This window comes from Methylobacterium sp. CM6244, from assembly GCF_054817885.1.
In genome coordinates, this window is sequence record NZ_CM139247.1 from 3,684,023 (window position 1) to 3,699,930 (window position 15,908).

13 protein-coding genes and 1 pseudogene are annotated in these 15,908 nt (G+C 67.5%); 9 read left to right on the top strand and 5 right to left on the bottom strand.

The window, feature by feature from the left end; all coding sequences use genetic code 11:
* The first annotated feature begins 103 nt into the window (after positions 1–103).
* From ACYQML_RS17185 to pbfA, 6 genes are all read left to right on the top strand, one after another.
* Positions 104–1,210: a 2-aminoethylphosphonate--pyruvate transaminase gene (locus ACYQML_RS17185; protein ID WP_461233521.1), complete on the top strand. Its 1,107-nt coding sequence runs from the start codon at positions 104–106 to the stop codon at positions 1,208–1,210.
* 54 nt (positions 1,211–1,264) lie between these two features.
* Entirely contained in the window at positions 1,265–2,092 is an 828-nt protein-coding gene (phnX, locus tag ACYQML_RS17190; protein ID WP_461233522.1) for a phosphonoacetaldehyde hydrolase, read from the top strand.
* 345 nt (positions 2,093–2,437) lie between these two features.
* Positions 2,438–3,457, top strand: coding sequence for a putative 2-aminoethylphosphonate ABC transporter substrate-binding protein (locus ACYQML_RS17195; RefSeq protein ID WP_461233523.1), 1,020 nt, complete (start codon positions 2,438–2,440; stop codon positions 3,455–3,457).
* Positions 3,458–3,513: 56 nt separating this feature from the next.
* Positions 3,514–4,611, top strand: coding sequence for a putative 2-aminoethylphosphonate ABC transporter ATP-binding protein (locus ACYQML_RS17200; protein ID WP_461233524.1), 1,098 nt, complete (start codon positions 3,514–3,516; stop codon positions 4,609–4,611).
* An 8-nt stretch (positions 4,612–4,619) separates the two neighbouring features.
* Positions 4,620–6,401 carry a putative 2-aminoethylphosphonate ABC transporter permease subunit gene (locus tag ACYQML_RS17205; protein ID WP_461233525.1) on the top strand — a complete coding sequence of 594 codons (1,782 nt, stop codon included), beginning with the start codon at positions 4,620–4,622 and terminating at the stop codon, positions 6,399–6,401.
* Entirely contained in the window at positions 6,398–7,774 is a 1,377-nt protein-coding gene (gene pbfA / locus ACYQML_RS17210) for a (R)-1-hydroxy-2-aminoethylphosphonate ammonia-lyase (protein WP_461233526.1), read from the top strand. The genes ACYQML_RS17205 and pbfA overlap by 4 nt, the downstream gene beginning before the upstream one ends.
* Positions 7,775–7,958: 184 nt before the next feature.
* Here the strand turns inward: pbfA and ACYQML_RS17215 are convergent, their stop codons facing one another.
* The gene (locus ACYQML_RS17215; protein WP_056434187.1) at positions 7,959–8,999 is read right to left on the bottom strand and encodes a YihY/virulence factor BrkB family protein; all 1,041 of its coding nucleotides are present in this window, start codon (positions 8,997–8,999) and stop codon (positions 7,959–7,961) included.
* A gap of 309 nt (positions 9,000–9,308) precedes the next feature.
* Between ACYQML_RS17215 and ACYQML_RS17220 the strand changes: the two genes are divergently transcribed.
* From ACYQML_RS17220 to ACYQML_RS17230, 3 genes are all read left to right on the top strand, one after another.
* Positions 9,309–10,601: an alpha/beta hydrolase gene (locus ACYQML_RS17220; RefSeq protein ID WP_461233527.1), complete on the top strand. Its 1,293-nt coding sequence runs from the start codon at positions 9,309–9,311 to the stop codon at positions 10,599–10,601.
* Between the two features lie 298 nt (positions 10,602–10,899).
* A complete protein-coding gene (locus ACYQML_RS17225) occupies positions 10,900–11,352 on the top strand; it encodes a MarR family winged helix-turn-helix transcriptional regulator (RefSeq protein WP_461233528.1) in 453 nt (150 codons plus the stop codon).
* 34 nt (positions 11,353–11,386) lie between these two features.
* Positions 11,387–12,133, top strand: a complete 747-nt coding sequence (locus tag ACYQML_RS17230; RefSeq protein ID WP_461233529.1) for an NADPH-dependent F420 reductase — start codon at positions 11,387–11,389, stop codon at positions 12,131–12,133.
* A gap of 417 nt (positions 12,134–12,550) precedes the next feature.
* Here the strand turns inward: ACYQML_RS17230 and ACYQML_RS17235 are convergent, their stop codons facing one another.
* The 4 genes and pseudogenes from ACYQML_RS17235 to ACYQML_RS17250 form a co-directional block, all read right to left on the bottom strand.
* Positions 12,551–12,784: a hypothetical protein gene (locus ACYQML_RS17235; RefSeq protein WP_461233530.1), complete on the bottom strand. Its 234-nt coding sequence runs from the start codon at positions 12,782–12,784 to the stop codon at positions 12,551–12,553.
* Positions 12,785–12,895: 111 nt separating this feature from the next.
* Positions 12,896–13,998, bottom strand: a protein-coding gene (locus ACYQML_RS17240) for an IS3 family transposase (protein ID WP_156629548.1) whose coding sequence is annotated in 2 segments (ribosomal slippage) — positions 12,896–13,737 and positions 13,737–13,998 — 1,104 coding nt in all. Because the reading frame shifts where the segments join, the coding sequence is not laid out codon by codon here.
* 256 nt (positions 13,999–14,254) lie between these two features.
* Positions 14,255–15,400 (bottom strand): alpha-hydroxy acid oxidase, encoded by a 1,146-nt coding sequence (locus ACYQML_RS17245; protein WP_056434198.1) that lies wholly within the window; start codon positions 15,398–15,400, stop codon positions 14,255–14,257.
* Between the two features lie 137 nt (positions 15,401–15,537).
* Positions 15,538–15,870, bottom strand: a pseudogene (locus tag ACYQML_RS17250) (L-lactate permease); the annotation flags it as partial.
* Positions 15,871–15,908: the final 38 nt, after the last annotated feature.

Below are 15,908 nucleotides of genomic sequence, written 5' to 3' on the forward strand. Positions count from 1 at the left end.
GCGGGCATCACAAGAAACGATTTGATCTGATGGCTTGCCCGAACGCAAGATCTACCTGTCCCGAAGCGCTCACGGCGCTCACGGCAGATCGGGCAGGATCACCATGACAGCCGCTCCCATTCTCCTGACTCCCGGCCCGCTGACGACGTCGGAGCGCACCCGCGCGGCGATGATGACCGATTGGGGCTCCTGGGACGGCAGCTTCAACGCCCTGACGGCCAGCGTCTGCGAGCGCCTCGTCGCCATCGCCAACGGCACTGGCAGCCATGTCTGCGTGCCACTCCAGGGCAGCGGCACCTTCGCGGTCGAGGCGGCGATCGGCACCCTGGTGCCGCGCACCGGCAAGGTCCTGGTCCTCGTCAATGGCGCCTACGGCAAGCGCCTCGCCAAGATCTGCGAAGCTCTGGGCCGCGATCATAGCGTCTACGAGACCGCCGACGACGTGCCCACGACGCCCGAGGCCGTCGACGGCCTGCTCGCGGCCGATCCCACGATCAGCCATGTCGGGCTGATCCATTGCGAGACCAGCACCGGCATCCTCAACCCCCTGCCGGAGATCGCCGCAATGGTCGCCCGCCACGGGCGCGGCCTCATCGTCGATGCGATGAGCTCCTTCGGGGCGCTCCCCATCGACGCGGCCACGGTTCCGTTCGAGGCGTTGATCGCCGCCTCGGGCAAGTGCCTCGAAGGCGTGCCCGGCATGGGCTTCGTGATCGCGCGGGCGGATGCCCTGGCGCGGGCCGAGGGCAACTCGACCTCATTGGCTCTGAACCTCAGCGACCAGCACGATTACATGCAGCGCACCGGGCAGTGGCGCTTCACCCCGCCGACCCACGTGGTCGCGGCGCTCCACGAGGCGCTGCTGCAATACGACGAGGAGGGCGGCCTGCCGGCCCGCCACGCCAAGTACGCGCGCAATTGCGACGTGCTGATCCGCGGCATGGAGCGCCTCGGCCTCAAATCCTTCCTGGCGCCCGAGATCCAGGCGCCGATCATCGTGACCTTCCACGCTCCGCGCGACCCGAAGTACCGCTTCGCCGATTTCTACGCCGCCGTCCGCGCACGGGGCTTCATCCTCTATCCGGGCAAGCTCACGCAGCTGGAGACGTTTCGCGTGGGCTGCATCGGCCACGTCGAATCCGCCGACATGGAGCGCGCGGTCGAGGCCGTGGCGGCGGTGTTCACCGAACTGAACATCACGACCGTCTGACCGCCCGTTCCTCGGCCTCCCGCGCGTTCCGCGGGTCACCCGGAAAGTCCAGCCATGTCCTACACCCCCCCGAAGAAACTCCAGGCCGCGATCCTCGACTGGGCCGGGACCGTCGTCGATTTCGGCTCCTTCGCGCCGACCCAGATCTTCGTCGAGGCCTTCGCGGAATTCGGCGTCGCCGTCAGCCTGCCCGAAGCGCGCGGCCCGATGGGCATGGGCAAGTGGGACCACATCCGCACGCTTCTGAACCAGCCCGAGATCGCGGCGCGCTACGCGGCCGCCCACGGGCATCCGGCCACCGACACCGACGTCACCGCGATCTACGAGCGCTTCATGCCGTTGCAGATCGAGAAGATCGCCGAGCACTCGGCCGTGATCCCCGGCGCCCTCGACGCCATCGCCGACCTCAGGGCAGGGGGGCTCAAGATCGGCTCCTGCTCCGGTTACCCGGCACGCGTCATGGAACGCGTGGTCGCGCTCGCCGCCACCAACGGCTACGTCGCCGACCATGTGGTGGCCACGGACGAAGTTCCGAACGGGCGCCCCTTTCCGGCCCAGGCGCTGGCGAACGTCATCGCGCTCGGCATCGACGACGTCGCCGCCTGCGTGAAGGTGGACGACACGGTGCCGGGCATCCTCGAAGGCCGCAAAGCCGGCATGTGGACGGTGGCGCTCACCTGCTCGGGCAACGCGCTGGGGCTGACCTACGACGCGTTCCGGGCGCTGTCCGCCGATCGCCTCGCCTCCGAGCGGACGCGGATCGCCACCCTGTTCGCGGAATCCAAGCCCCACTTCCTCGTCGACACGATCGCCGACCTGCCGGGCGTCGTCGCCGATATCAACGGATTGCTGGCCGCCGGACGCATGCCACAGGCCTGCTAGAGCTGCACCCGACCACGTTGGGCCGGGTGCAGCTCCAGACCTCTGTTTTGCCGCGCTCCTTTTCGCCGAACCGGCATCCGCTTCGGCGGAGAGCGCTCTAAGGGACACCGCGTCACGGCTGGAGACCGGTTCACGGGAGCAATCGAAAGGTTTCAACATCGACCCGCGGCCAAGCGCCGGGGGTCGATTTCGGCCGCCCGCAATAAACGTAAGTAATTCTGCGCCATGATATTGAAATAGGCAGCATATGCAAAAAGCCTGGACTTGATTGCACGGGGTTTTGTCTTCTTCCTGTCATGCATCAGGCTTTAAACGTCGGAACGACAAGACTCCGGAGCATTATCGATGAAGATCCTCGGCCTCCTCGCTCTGACCCTCGCCCTGACGTCGTCGACCCTGGCCATGGCCGCCGAGCGCACAAAGCTCACGATCTACACGGCCCTCGAGAACGATCAGCTCGTTCCCTTCAAAGCCGGGATCGAGCGGGCGGTGCCGGAGGTCGAGGTGGTCTGGGTGCGCGATTCGACGGGCGTCATCACCGCACGGTTCCTGGCCGAGAAGGATAATCCCCGCGCCGACATGGTGATGGGGCTGGCCGCCTCCAGCCTGCTGCTGTTCGAGAAGCAGGGCCTGCTCGCCACCTACGAGCCGAAGGGCGCCGATGCGCTGAAGCCCGCCTTCCGCGATTCCATCGGCCCCTACAGCTGGACCGGAACCGACGCCTCCATCGGCGTGGTCTGTTTCAATACGGCGGAAGCCGAGAAGGACGGGGTGAAGACCCCCGTGCGCTGGGCCGATCTCCTGGTGCCCGCACTCAAGGGCAAGGTGGTGATGCCGCATCCCGCCTCCTCGGGCACCGGTTACCTGCTGGTCGCCGGCTGGCTCCAGGGCATGGGCGAGGAGGCCGGCTGGGCCTACATGGACAAACTCCACGAGAACATCGCCGCCTACCTGCATTCGGGCTCGGCCCCCTGCGTCCAGGCCGCGCGCGGCGAGCGCACCGCCGGCCTGTCGCTGGACATGCGCGGCGCCTCGGAGAAGACGAAGGGCGCACCTCTGGCCGTCGTCGTCCCCGCCGACGGCACGGGCTGGGACGAAGAGGCCTACGCCATCGTCGGCACCACCAAGCACCTGGATCTGGCCCGCAAGGTCGCCGACTGGGGCACCACCAAGGCCGCCAACGAACTCTACGCCAAGAGCTACGCGGTGGTGGCCTATCCGGGCGTCGCCAACGTGCCGGCGAACTACCCCGCCAATGCCGAGGCCGCGATGATCAAGAACGATCTCGGCTGGATGGCCGACAACCGCGAGCGGGTGCTCGCCGAATGGTCGCGCCGCTACGAGGCGAAGGCTGCCAAGAAGTAGCCGCGACGACGCAAAGCGAGCCTGAACGACCACACGAAAGAGCAGGGGGCACCGCCATGACGCTTCGCGATGCGACGCCGTTCCTCAGGGTTTCGGGATTGTCGAAGCGTTACGGGGCCTTCACCGCCCTCGACGGGATCGACCTGGAAATCGGCCGGGGCGAGTTCGTCTGCTTCCTCGGTCCCTCCGGCTGCGGCAAGACCACCCTGCTGCGCCTGATCGCCGGGCTCGACCGGCAGGATTCGGGACGTATCGTGATCGGCGGCGCCGACGTCTCGACGGCGCCGCCGGCGGCGCGCGACTTCGGGATCATGTTCCAATCCTACGCGCTGTTTCCGAACCTGACGGTGGCGGCCAACGTCGCCTACGGCCTCGTCAACGGGCGAATGCCGAAGGCGCAGGTCGCGGCGCGGGTCGCCGAACTCCTGGCCCTGGTCGGGCTGCCCGAACAGGGGCCTAAATACCCGGTCCAGCTCTCGGGGGGCCAGCAGCAGCGGGTGGCCCTCGCCCGGGCGCTGGCGACCTCGCCCTCCCTGCTCCTCCTCGACGAACCGCTCTCGGCCCTCGACGCCAAGGTCCGTACCCGGCTGCGCGACGAGATCCGCCAGCTTCAGAAGCGCCTCGGGATCACCACCATCATGGTCACGCACGACCAGGGGGAGGCGCTCGCCATGGCCGACCGGGTCGTGGTGATGAATCGCGGCGCGATCGAGCAGGTCGGCACCCCGGCGGAGATCTACCGGAACCCGGCTAGCGCCTTCGTGGCCGACTTCATCGGCGCCATGACGTTCCTCGACGCCCGGGTGGGATCGGCCCGGCAGATCCGGGTCGGTGCCGTCGATCTCGTCTGCGAGGACGGGCGCGGCTTCGTCCCCGGCAGTCCCGTGCGCCTCGGCTTCCGCCCGGAGGAGATCCGGGTCGGCAACGTGCGTCCCACCGACGTCAACGCCTTCCAGGTGCGGGTGCGCAGCATCGAATTCCTCGGAGCCTTCACCCGCGCCCGCCTGGAACCGAGCCTCGACCTGGGCGGCTCCCTGGTCGCCGACGTCTCGGCCAATCTCCACGGCGACCTCGCCCTGATGGAAGGCCAGTACCTCTACGTCTCCCTGCCGCCGGCGGCCCTGCGGGCCTTCCCCGTGGCCGCCCGCCCGTGAGCCGCGCCATGGCCGAGTCCGTCCTGGGGACATCCCCCCTCGTCGTCTCCCTGCCGGAGGTGGCCCTGTCCCTGCCGGAGGCGGCCCTGTCCCTGTCGGAAGCCTTGCCCGCCAAGCGCCGCACCGTGCCCGAAGCCGCCATCGGCACCGCCCTGATCGCGGTGCTGTGCCTGTTCCTTCTGCTCATCATCGCGCTGCCGCTGGGCACGCTGCTGATCAAGAGCCTGGAGGCGCCGGATGGCGGGATGGCGGGCCTGTCCAACTTCCGCACCTACTTCGCGACGCCGACCCTGGTCGATGCGCTGCTCAACAGCCTCACCGTGGCCGGCATCGTCGTGGCACTCGTGGTGCCCCTGGCCTTCGGCTACGCCTACGCGCTCACCCGTACGGCGATGCCGTTCAAGGGCCTGTTCCTGGCCCTGGCCCTGCTGCCGCTGTTCGCGCCCTCGCTGCTCTCGGGGATCGCGCTCACCTACATCCTCGGCAACCAGGGCTTCCTGCGCGGGCTCCTGTTCGGCCACAGCGTCTACGGGCCGATCGGCATCACCCTCGCCGAATGCCTCTACGCCTTCCCACACGCCCTCATCATCCTCGTCACCGCCCTCGGCCTCTCGGACGGACGCCTCTACGAGGCCGCCTCCGCCATGGGCACGAGCCGCCTGCGCACCTTCGTGACCGTGACGCTGCCGGGCGCCCGCTACGGCCTCGTCAGCGCGGCCTTCGTGGTCTTCACCCTCGTGGTCACGGATTTCGGCATCCCGAAGGTGATCGGCGGCCAGTACCCGGTGCTCGCCACCGACGCCTACCGCCAGGTAGTCGGCCAGCAGAACTTCCCCATGGGCGCCGTGGTCGGCCTCCTGATGCTGGTGCCGGCGGTGCTGGCCTTCATCGTCGATCGGCTCATCCAGCGACGGCAATCGTCCCTGCTCTCGGCCCGCTCCGTACCCTACGAGCCGAAGCCCCATCCGGTCCGCGACCGCCTCGTCCTGGTCTACGCCATGCTCGTGGCCGGCGTGATCGTGGGCACCTACGGGGTCGCGGTCTGGGCCTCGTTCATCCGCTACTGGCCCTACAACCTCGGCCTGACCCTGGACCATTACGACTTCGCGGCGGCCGATTCCGATGGCTGGTCGCCCTATTGGAACTCGCTCGCCATGGCGCTCTCGGTCGCGGCCATCGGCACGATGACGATCTTCTGCGGGGCCTACCTCATCGAGAAGCTGAGGCTGTTTCCCGCCGGTCGGGCCTTCGCGCAGTTGCTGGCTATGCTGCCGCTCGCGGTGCCGGGCCTCGTGCTCGGCCTCGGCTACGTGTTCTTCTTCAACGCGCCCTGGAACCCGCTGAACGTCCTCTACGGGACCCTGGCGCTCCTCGTGATCAACACGCTGGCGCATTACTACACGGTCGCCCACGTCACGGCGACGACGGCCCTCAAGCAGATCGACCCGGAATTCGAAGCGGTGTCGGCCTCCCTGAAGGTACCGTTCTGGCAGACCTTCCGCCGGGTCAGCCTGCCGATCTGCCTGCCGACCGTGCTCGAACTGTTCGTCTACCTGTTCGTCAACGCCATGACGACGGTCTCGGCGGTGATCTTCCTCTACGGGCCGAGCACCAAGCTCGCCGCCATCGCCATCGTCCACATGGACGAGGCCGGCACCACGGCCGCCGCCGCCGCGATGGCGAGCGTGATCATGGCGACCGCCCTCGGTGCCCGCCTCGCTCTGGCGCTGGTCAACCGCTTCGTGATCGCCCGCGCCCAGGGCTGGCGCCGCCGTGAGGCGACCGCATGAGCCGGGACGCACGGATCGCCGAATCCGAGGGCGACACCAACCGCACCGACCGGCGCGCCGCGTGGCAGGCGCGGAGCCTCGACACGGCGACGCGCGGGCTGCTGGCGCGGGATTCGGACGCCTTCCTGCACCAGTCGGTCTCGACGCCCTGCCTCAACGCGATCGTGCGGGCGGAGGGCATCTGGATCGAGGACGCGGCCGGGCGCCGCTACATGGATTTCCACGGCAACAACGTCCACCATATCGGCTATGGTCATCCGCGCCTCAAGCGCGCCATCGCCGAGCAGATGGACGCGCTGCCCTTCGCGCCCAGGCGCTACGCCTGCGAGCCTGCCGTGGCTCTCGCCGAGAAGCTCGCGGCGATCACACCGGGCAATCTCGCGAAGGTGCTGTTCACCACCGGCGGCTCAGACGCGGTCGAGGTGGCGGTGAAGGTCGCCCGCGCGGCCACCGGCCGGCACAAGACCTTGTCGTTCTGGGATGCCTTCCACGGCGCCGGCACCGGCTCGGCGGCGATGTCGGGCGAGATGCTGTTCCGCTCCGGCCCCGCCGGGCCCCTGGTGGCCGGTGCCCTGCACGTCGCCCCCTTCGGCGGCTATCGCTGCCCCTACGGCACCGACAGCGCCGAGGCGAGCGGCCGGGCCTGCGCCCGGATGATCGATTACGTCCTCACCCGCGACCCCGACGTGGCGGCCCTCGTCGCCGAGCCGACGCGGGCGGTGCCCTACATCCCGCCGCCGGGCTTCTGGGCGGAGGTCCGGCGCATCTGCGACCGGCACGGCGTATTGCTGATCTTCGACGAGATCCCCACCGGCCTGGGCAAGACCGGGCGGATGTTCTCCTGCGAGCATGACGGCGTCGCCCCCGACATCCTGGTGATCGGCAAGGGGCTCGGCGGCGGCATCCTGCCCATCGCGGCGGTGATCGCCGACCCGAGCCTCGATGTCGGCGGCGCCTGGGCGTTCGGCCACTATACCCACGAGAAGAACCCGGTGACGACGCGGGCCGCCCTGGAGACGATCCGGATCATCGAGGACGAGGATCTCGTCGCCAACGCCGCGCGGGTCGGGGCGCTGGCCGTTGCCCGCCTCGGCGCCATGATGGACCGTTGCCCGTCCATCGGCGACGTGCGCGGCCGGGGCTGCCTCATCGGCATCGAACTCGTGCGCGACCGCGCCAGCCGCGAGCCCGATTCCGACCTCGCCGAGGCGGTGCTCTACCGGGCGCTCGATGCCGGCCTGTCGTTCAAGACCACCATGGGCAACGTCCTGACCCTGACGCCGCCGCTGACCGTCACGCCGGAGCAGATGACGGACGCCCTCGACATCGTCGAGACAGCCATCGAGGAAGCGACACGAGAGCGCTGGAGATAACCGGCCCCCTGCTGCTCCGCGACGGTTCTTGCGGTTCGCATTCAAGTCTCGGGAGCACAACCATGCATTCGGCGCCCCTCAGGCCACAGTCGCGCCCGCCGGATTGGGAACTCAGGTCTATCCGGCCTTACACAGCTCAATGAAACCGGGCTTTCCGGCCGCCGATCGCGATGGAGGTGGTCCATCAGCGCCCCGGTCCGACGTTATCGGCGGCGAAGGCGTCCCGGCCGCCGAGGGGTTTCGGCCGACCCTCCGTGCTGTCGCGGGCGGTCTGGCGTTCCATCTCCGAGTTGATCTCGGCGCCGAGTAGGACGACCACGATCGACAGCCACATCCACGACATCAAGCCGATGCCGGCGCCGAGCGACCCGTAGATGCGGTTGTAGCTGTCGAAGCTGGCGACGTACCAGGAGAACACCCCGGAGGTGCAGACCCAGAGAAACGCCGCCAGCGCACTGCCCCAGGTCACCCAGCGCCATTTCGCCCGGCGCCGGCTCGGGCCGTAGCGATAGATCAGTGACAGGCTCAGGCTCACCACGACCAGGATGACCGGCCACCGCGCCACGGACAGGAGCGTGTCGGCCAATCCCCCGAACCCGACCCGCTCCAGGATCGCGGGAAGGAGGACGACCACGCTGATCGTCAGGAGGAGAAACGCGGCCCCGCCGAGGGTGAACAGGAAGGTCGTGGCATAGAACCGGACCAGGGTCCGGTCCTCCCGCTCCCGGTAGATGACGTTGAGGGCATCGAAGAGGGCGCTGACGCCGGAATTCGCGCTCCACAGGGCGATGAGCAGGCTGATCGTCGAGGTGAGACCGAGCGACCCCGTGCTGCGTTCGGCGATCCGCACCAGCTGCTCGGCCAAAAGATCGAGGGCCGCGGTGGGGAGGATGTAGGTCAGGAGCCCGACATGCTGGCTGATCACGGCGGGATCGGAAAACACCCCGTAGATCGAAACCACGGCGACGAGACCGGGAAACACGGCGAGCAGGGCGAAGAAGGCGACGCCGCCGGCGGTGGTCAGCACGCGATCCTGCGGCAGGGCCCACAGGACACGCCAGAGGATGTCCTTCCATCCGGCCCCAGGAATGTCGGAGGGACGGCTGGCATCGCGGCCCCGGTCCGGCTCCCGCGCCCGCTGCCGCGCCGTCTCGAGGGCGGCGGAATCCTGCGACCGCGTGCCGACCGAGCGCCAGTCGTCTCCCTCGTCAACGTCCTGGACCATGGCTGCATCTCTGTGAGGGCCGGGTCGCGTCATCGGGCTGCAAGCCTCAGAACCGGCAAGCCTCGGAACCGGCGAAACCGGGAACCCGACGATGGGCGCCATCTCACCTTATGGCATCCGCCGGGACGGCGCATCGGCGTCAGAAAAGCACGGCGCATCGGCGCTGGAAAAGACCGGCGCATGAGGCGATCGCAATCCGAGCCGAGCCTGGGTCCCGCCTCAATCCTGCGATAGCCCGTACCGACCTTGACAGCCCGTTAACCGGCCGGTCGTCCAGGTTGCATGGGACGGCAGTTTTCGGGGGCACGAGTGTTCGGACGAATTGAACGGGATGGGCGTGCGGCGCTCGTCCTGACGGTACTACTCGCCCTGCCGGCCTGCGCCGGCCGCCCGTCCGGCGTGCTCCTGCCCATCGCCGATGCGGGGGCGGTGCCCGGGACCTCGCGTGTCGACATGCTCGTTGCGACGACCCGCAAATCCGCGGCGGACAAGGGCGTTCTGTTCTCCGGCGAGCGGGGCGAGGCCGTGACCTATACCGACCTCGCGGTCTCTATCCCGCCGGACGCCACGCGACAGCCCGGCTCGGTTCAATGGCCGAAATCCGTTCCGGGCAATCCGGCCACCGACTTCGTGGCACTGCGCGCCGACCCGGTCGAGCGGTCGAAGGTCGCCAGCTGGACAGGTCGGTCGGTCCGGCGCGGGGCGAAGCGCCACGCTCTCGTCTTCGTGCACGGCTTCAACAACAAGTTCGAGGACGCCGTCTTTCGGTTCGCGCAGATCGTGCATGATTCCGGCGCCGAGGTCGCACCCGTCCTGTTCACATGGCCGTCGCGCGGCAGTGTGCTCGCCTATGGGTACGACCGGGAGAGTACCAACTTCTCCCGCAACGCCCTGGAGACGCTGTTGCGCGACCTCGCGCGGGACCCGAATGTCGGTGAGATCACCGTCCTGGCCCACTCGATGGGCAACTGGCTCGCCCTGGAAAGCCTCCGTCAGATGGCCATCCGCGACAAGCGCGTGGCCCCCAAGATCCGAAACGTGATCCTGGCGGCACCCGACGTCGATATGGACCTCGCCCGCGCTGCGTTCCACGACATGGGCAAGGATCGCCCACGCCTGACGCTGATGGTGTCCGGGGACGACCAGGCTCTCGCCGTCTCCCGCTTGGTCTGGGGTGACAGCGTACGATTGGGGGCCATCGACCCTGCTGCCGAGCCCTATCGTTCCGAGCTGGAACGGGAGAACGTCGCAGTCCTGAACCTGTCGACAGTGAAGTCGGACGATGCGCTCAACCACGGCAAGTTCGCGTCCGGTGAAGTCGTCGCCCTGCTGGGTAGACGGCTTGCCGACGGCCAGCCGATCTCGGACGGGCAGATCGGCATCGGCGACCGGCTGGTGAGTACGGCCGCGGGTGCCGCATCGACGGTGGCGACGGGGGCAGCGTTGGCGGTTGCGGCCCCGGTCGCGCTCGTCGACCCGCAGACCCGTGAAACATATGGCGAGCACCTGTCGAACATGGGCTCGGGCCTCCGCGACACCGTGGGCTCCACGGTCGACCTCGCCGGTGCCCCGGTTCGCGCGCTGGGTGGAAGCGGGCGTTAGCGGGTCGCTCGGACGGAGGCGGAAACGTCCGGTCACCCGGCGGGGCAGGGGCAGGGTGGGCGTCGGAGAATGCCGGCGTCCCGGCGCTACGACCCGATGAGATTCCGTTAGCTTCGTCAAGGCGCTGCTTCGTCGTCAGGATCGGCTTGGCTGCGTCCATGGCTTCGGGATGCCGTACCGATCTCCTCCGCCGCTCTCGCCCTGTTCCGGCCCCTCGTCGGCACGCCTGCTCCGCTGGAATGTCGGCATCGCGGGGGTTGACGAGGCGCTGTCTTCGGCCATTTATATAGCACACTATATGATAGCAAGCTTCACAAATACCGACGATCGACAAAGCACGGCCGCGGAATTCTCCTTCGCGCTCAACGCGGCCGCCAACCGCATGGTGCGGCTGCACAAGCCGTTCCTGGAGCCGCTGGGTCTGACGTTCTCGCAGTACCTCGTGGCCCTCGAATTGATGAACGGCTCGCCGCAATCCGTTGGCGAGTTGTGTGCCCGCCTCGACATGGAGACCGGCACCCTGACGCCGTTGCTCAAGCGGCTGGAAGCCGCTGGCGTGGTCACGCGGACGCGTGACGCGTCCGACGAACGCCGGGTTCTGATCGATCTCACCCCGCATGGCCGGGCCATGGAAGACGCGCTTCGCGGCATTCCCGACAAGATCCGGACGGCGTGCCAGCTGACCCCGGACGGCCTCGAATCGCTACGGCGCACGCTGGACGCTCTCGCGCGCCCGACCACCGCCCCCTGAAGGGGCCATCCATCCAACTGCAAAGGAACCAGGCATGAAGATCGGCGTCATCGGCACCGGCAATATCGGCGGCACGCTCGCCCGCAAGCTCAGCGCGGCAAGGCACGAGGTCCGCGTCGCGAATTCCAAGGGGCCCGACGGCGTCCGCGCCTTCGCCCAGGAGATCCGCGCGACTCCGGTCGATATCCGTGGCGCCGTCGAGGGCGCGGACCTCGTGATCCTGTCGATCCCGTTCCCCGCCGTGGCGACGCTGCCGAAGGACCTGTTCGACGGCTTGCCCGCGGCCACTCCGATCGTCGATACGGGCAATTACTATCCCGGCCTGCGCGATCCGCAGATCGCCGAACTCGACGCCGGGAAGACGGAGAGCGTCTGGGTGTCGGAGCAGATCGGCCGCCCCATCATCAAGGCGTTCAACAACATCCTCGCCCATTCCCTCGCCGAACTCGGTCGTCCGGCGGGTGCGCCCGACCGGATCGCCGTCGCCGTGGCCGGCGATGACGATGCCGCGAAGCGGACCGTCATGGGCATCGTGGACCAGATCGGCTTCGACCCGGTGGATGCCGGAATGCTGGCGGAATCCTGGCGTCAGCAGCCCGCCACCCCGAGTTATTGCTGCGACTACGACGCGGAGACGATGCACAAGGCCCTGCTCGCCGCGGTGAAGGGAGAGGCTCTGAAGACCTTGAACCGGGTCTACGGCCTCATGGGAAAGCTCGGTCCCAACCCCAGCCATGCCGAGATCATCGCCATGAACCGCTCGGTGCATTCCGACAACTGAGAACGGCCAAAGCGAACCCTGGGAATACGCGACTTGAAAACCTGCTCCTGCGCCGCGGTGACCCTGGCAGACCTGCCCGAAGCACTGGCGGCCGCCGATCTGGCACGCTCGCGCAGGCGGTGGGACCTGATGTTCGCAGTCTAACCAGGAGCGGTTCGAATTCGGGACCAATCCGGGTCGGGACTTCATCGTGTGGCTCTCGCAGATCCTCAACGCGGCTCAGAGCCAGCATTCCTGTCCGCCTCTCGTGACGGACAGGCCTCGGGATGGGCGTTCCAGGTGGCTCACGCCGAAGCCCCGTGGCTTCGAGGCCGTACGCGCCCGGCGCGTCGAGAGGCGAGGGGGCGCGCGCAGCCGGATGACGGATACACCGCGCCCGCCGGCTCCGGGCCGGTCGCATGCCGAACGGCGCCGATCTCATAGAAGAAGTTCGATGCGGTCGGCCGACATCACCACCGCATCCGGACGATGGCCGGTGATGTCGGTCGCATAGTGCAGCGCATCGTGCCGTGTGCGGAACAGACCGCCGCCGAGGCCGTGGACTTCCATGGCGACCCAGTTCCCCTGCGGGTCCTGTCCAACGATGAAGCGTCTGGAGGGAAGCTCGGCCGCTTTCGAGGCGAGGGCGGCGGCCGGAATGGGGACAGGCATGGAACGGCTGGGGTTCGCGCGATCCATCGGTGGACCGCCCCCATAAGTTGGATCCGGGCGCATAAAGGTTCGAGCGGGAGACTGGAGTTGACCCCGTTTGTGGTCCACGGCCTATGCAAGCTCTCGGGCTGTGACAGCTTGGTCGGCGAAGGCTCGGGGCGTCAAGCCGCCCAGGGCCGTGTGGGGGCGATCTTCGTTGTAGTGGCACCTCCAGTCCTCAATGCGCTCGCGAGCATCCGCTAGCGACAGGAACCACGAAGCGTTCAGGCATTCCGCCCGTAGGCGGCCGTTGAACGACTCGATGTAGGCGTTGTCGGTCGGCTTGCCCGGTCGGGAGAAGTCGATCTCAACTCCGTTCAGGTAGGCCCACTGGTCGAGCATGCGACCGGCGAACTCCGGCCCATTGTCGACCCGTAAGCTCTTGGGCCGTCCCCTCAGCTTAACCAAGGTGTCGAGCGCCTCGGTCACTTGGTAGGCGCGGAAGTTGGCTCTTGGTGTGAGTGAGAGCGCCTCTCGCGTGTGGCAATCGACGACGGTCAAGATCCGGAATGGACGTCCGTCGAAGATGCGGTCGGATACGAAGTCCATCGCCCACACCTCATTGGGCCCACCGATCCCTGGTCGACCCTGACGATAACGCCAAGCTCGCTTACGCTTAGGCAGCTTTGACCGGATCGATAGCCCCTCGTCGCGGTAGATCCGGTAGGTGCGCTTGTGGTTCACCTCCCAGCCCTCCCGTCGCAGCAGGATGTGCAGCCGCCGGTAGCCGTAACGGACCCGTGCGGCGGCCAGCTCCTTCAACCGCATCCGCAGAGCGACTTGCGGGTCGGCTCGCTTCCTGTAACGCTGGGACGAGCGGCCGAAGCCGGTGGCCTGGCAGGCCCGACGCTCACTGATGTCGTAGGTCACCTGCAAGTGACCGGCGACTTCACGGCGAACGGCGGGCCTCACCACTTTCGTTTGAGCACGTCCTGCAGCATCGAGCGGTCCAGCGTCAGATCGGCGACCAGCCGCTTGAGCTTGCTGTTCTCGTCCTCCAGCTGCTTGAGCCGTCGGATCTCCGGCACGCCCATGCCGACGAATTGCTTCTTCCAGCGGTAGAAGGTCGGCTCGGAGACGCCCATCTTCCGGCAGACTTCGTCCACCGAAGCGCCGTTCTCCGCCTGCCGCAGGGCGAAGGCGATCTGTTCATTCGTGAAGCGTTTGCGAGGCATGGCATCCACCCTCCTTCAGGGTTCAGGATGCCCGAAAAACTTGCGCTCAGCGCGGACCAGTTTGGTGGGTCAGGGTCAAGACGGCGGCTTCCGCATGACTATCCCATCAGGATTCCCCGCAAATGCAAGGACCGACCGGAAGACGCACTCGCGGGCTCCTACGACACCGCCCCGTCCATCTTACGCGAACGGATCCCATGACACCCGATCCCCAACGTTCTCGGAAATCGGGCATCGGGAAGGGACGGTATCCCTCTCAGACAAACCGCAGGTTGCTGCGCGTCAGCTGGTCGATGGACGCGCAGCCCATCAACCTCATGTCGCGTTCGATCTCGGACCGCATCAGGTCCAGGGCGCGCTCGACACCCGGCTGACCGGCTGCGGCGAGAGGGAACAGGTAGTACCGACCCAGGCCGACCGCCTTCGCGCCGAGTGACAGGGCCTTCAACACGTGGGTACCGCGCTGAACGCCCCCATCCATGATCACGTCGATCCGGTCGCCGACCGCGTCCACGATCTCCGCGAGCTGATCGAATGCCGAGCAGGAGCCATCGAGCTGGCGTCCGCCGTGATTCGACAGCACGATACCGGTGCAGCCGATCTCGACCGCGCGCTTGGCATCATCCACCGACATCACGCCTTTCAGGCAGAACTGGCCGCCCCATTCCCGAACCATGGCGGCCACGTCGTCCCATGACAGGCAGGGATCGAGCATCTCGGTGAAGTAGCGGCTGATCGAGAGCGCCCCCCCACCCATGTCCACATGGCCGTCGAGCTGAGGCAGCTTGAAGCTCTCGTGGGTCAGGTAGTTGATCGCCCAGGCCGGCTTCACCGCGAACTGCATCATCCCGGCGAGGGTCAGGCGAAACGGGATGGAGAAGCCCGTCCGCTTGTCGCGTTCGCGGTTGCCGCCCGTGATGCTGTCGACCGTCAGCATCATCACCTCGATACCCGCCTGCTTGGCCCGTTCCATCATCGCGCGGTTCAGGCCGCGGTCCTTGTGGAAATAAAACTGATAGACCTGCGGACCGCTGCTGATCCGGCGTGCCTCTTCCAGGCTCACCGTCCCGAGGGAGGATACGCCGAACATCGTTCCATGCTTGCCGGCCGCAGCGGCGACGGCCCGCTCGCCCTCGTGGTGGAACAGCCGCTGCAAGGCGGTCGGCGAGCAATAGACCGGCATGGCGAGCTTCTGGCCCATCACCGTCACGGACATGTCGATCTCGCCCACGCCACGCAGGACGTTGGGGACGAGTTGGCAAGTCTCGAATGCGGCGGTGTTGCGCCGGTAGGTCACTTCGTCGTCCGCTGCCCCGTCGATGTAGTCGAAGATCGGTCCCGGCAGGCGCGCCTGCGCCATGCGGCGGAAATCGTGGAAGCTGTGACAGTCGCTCAGACGCATCGTGGGTCTCCGCGGGCGCGTCGCGCCATCGCCGAATGAAGGAAAGAAGCGGGGGCGCTCCTGCGCCCCCTGCCAAGATCTGCGCTCTCTTATCGCCGAACCGGCATCCACTTCGGCGGTGAGCGCTCTAGCAGGTTTCAATGCGCCGGGACCATGGCTGTGAAGGACGGCAGATAGGTTTGCGGCATCACCAGCACACCGACGAGGCAGGCAAGCGCGATCGATTGGAAGATGTCGTAGCGCAATATCCTCGCCTCAGTGCCGTACCACTGCGTCGCAGTGGAGGCGACGACGATGGACTGCGCGTCGATCATCTTGCCTATTACGCCCCCGGAGGAATTGGATGCCGCCATCAGGACCGGCGACAGCCCGAGTTGCACCGCCGTGATCTTCTGCAGGCCGCCGAACAACACGTTCGAGGCCGCAAGGGCAACACCGAGCCAACCCAGCATGGCACCGGTGCCGGAGTACGCGGTGACAGATGCACCACATCGGCACCGCTCACGCC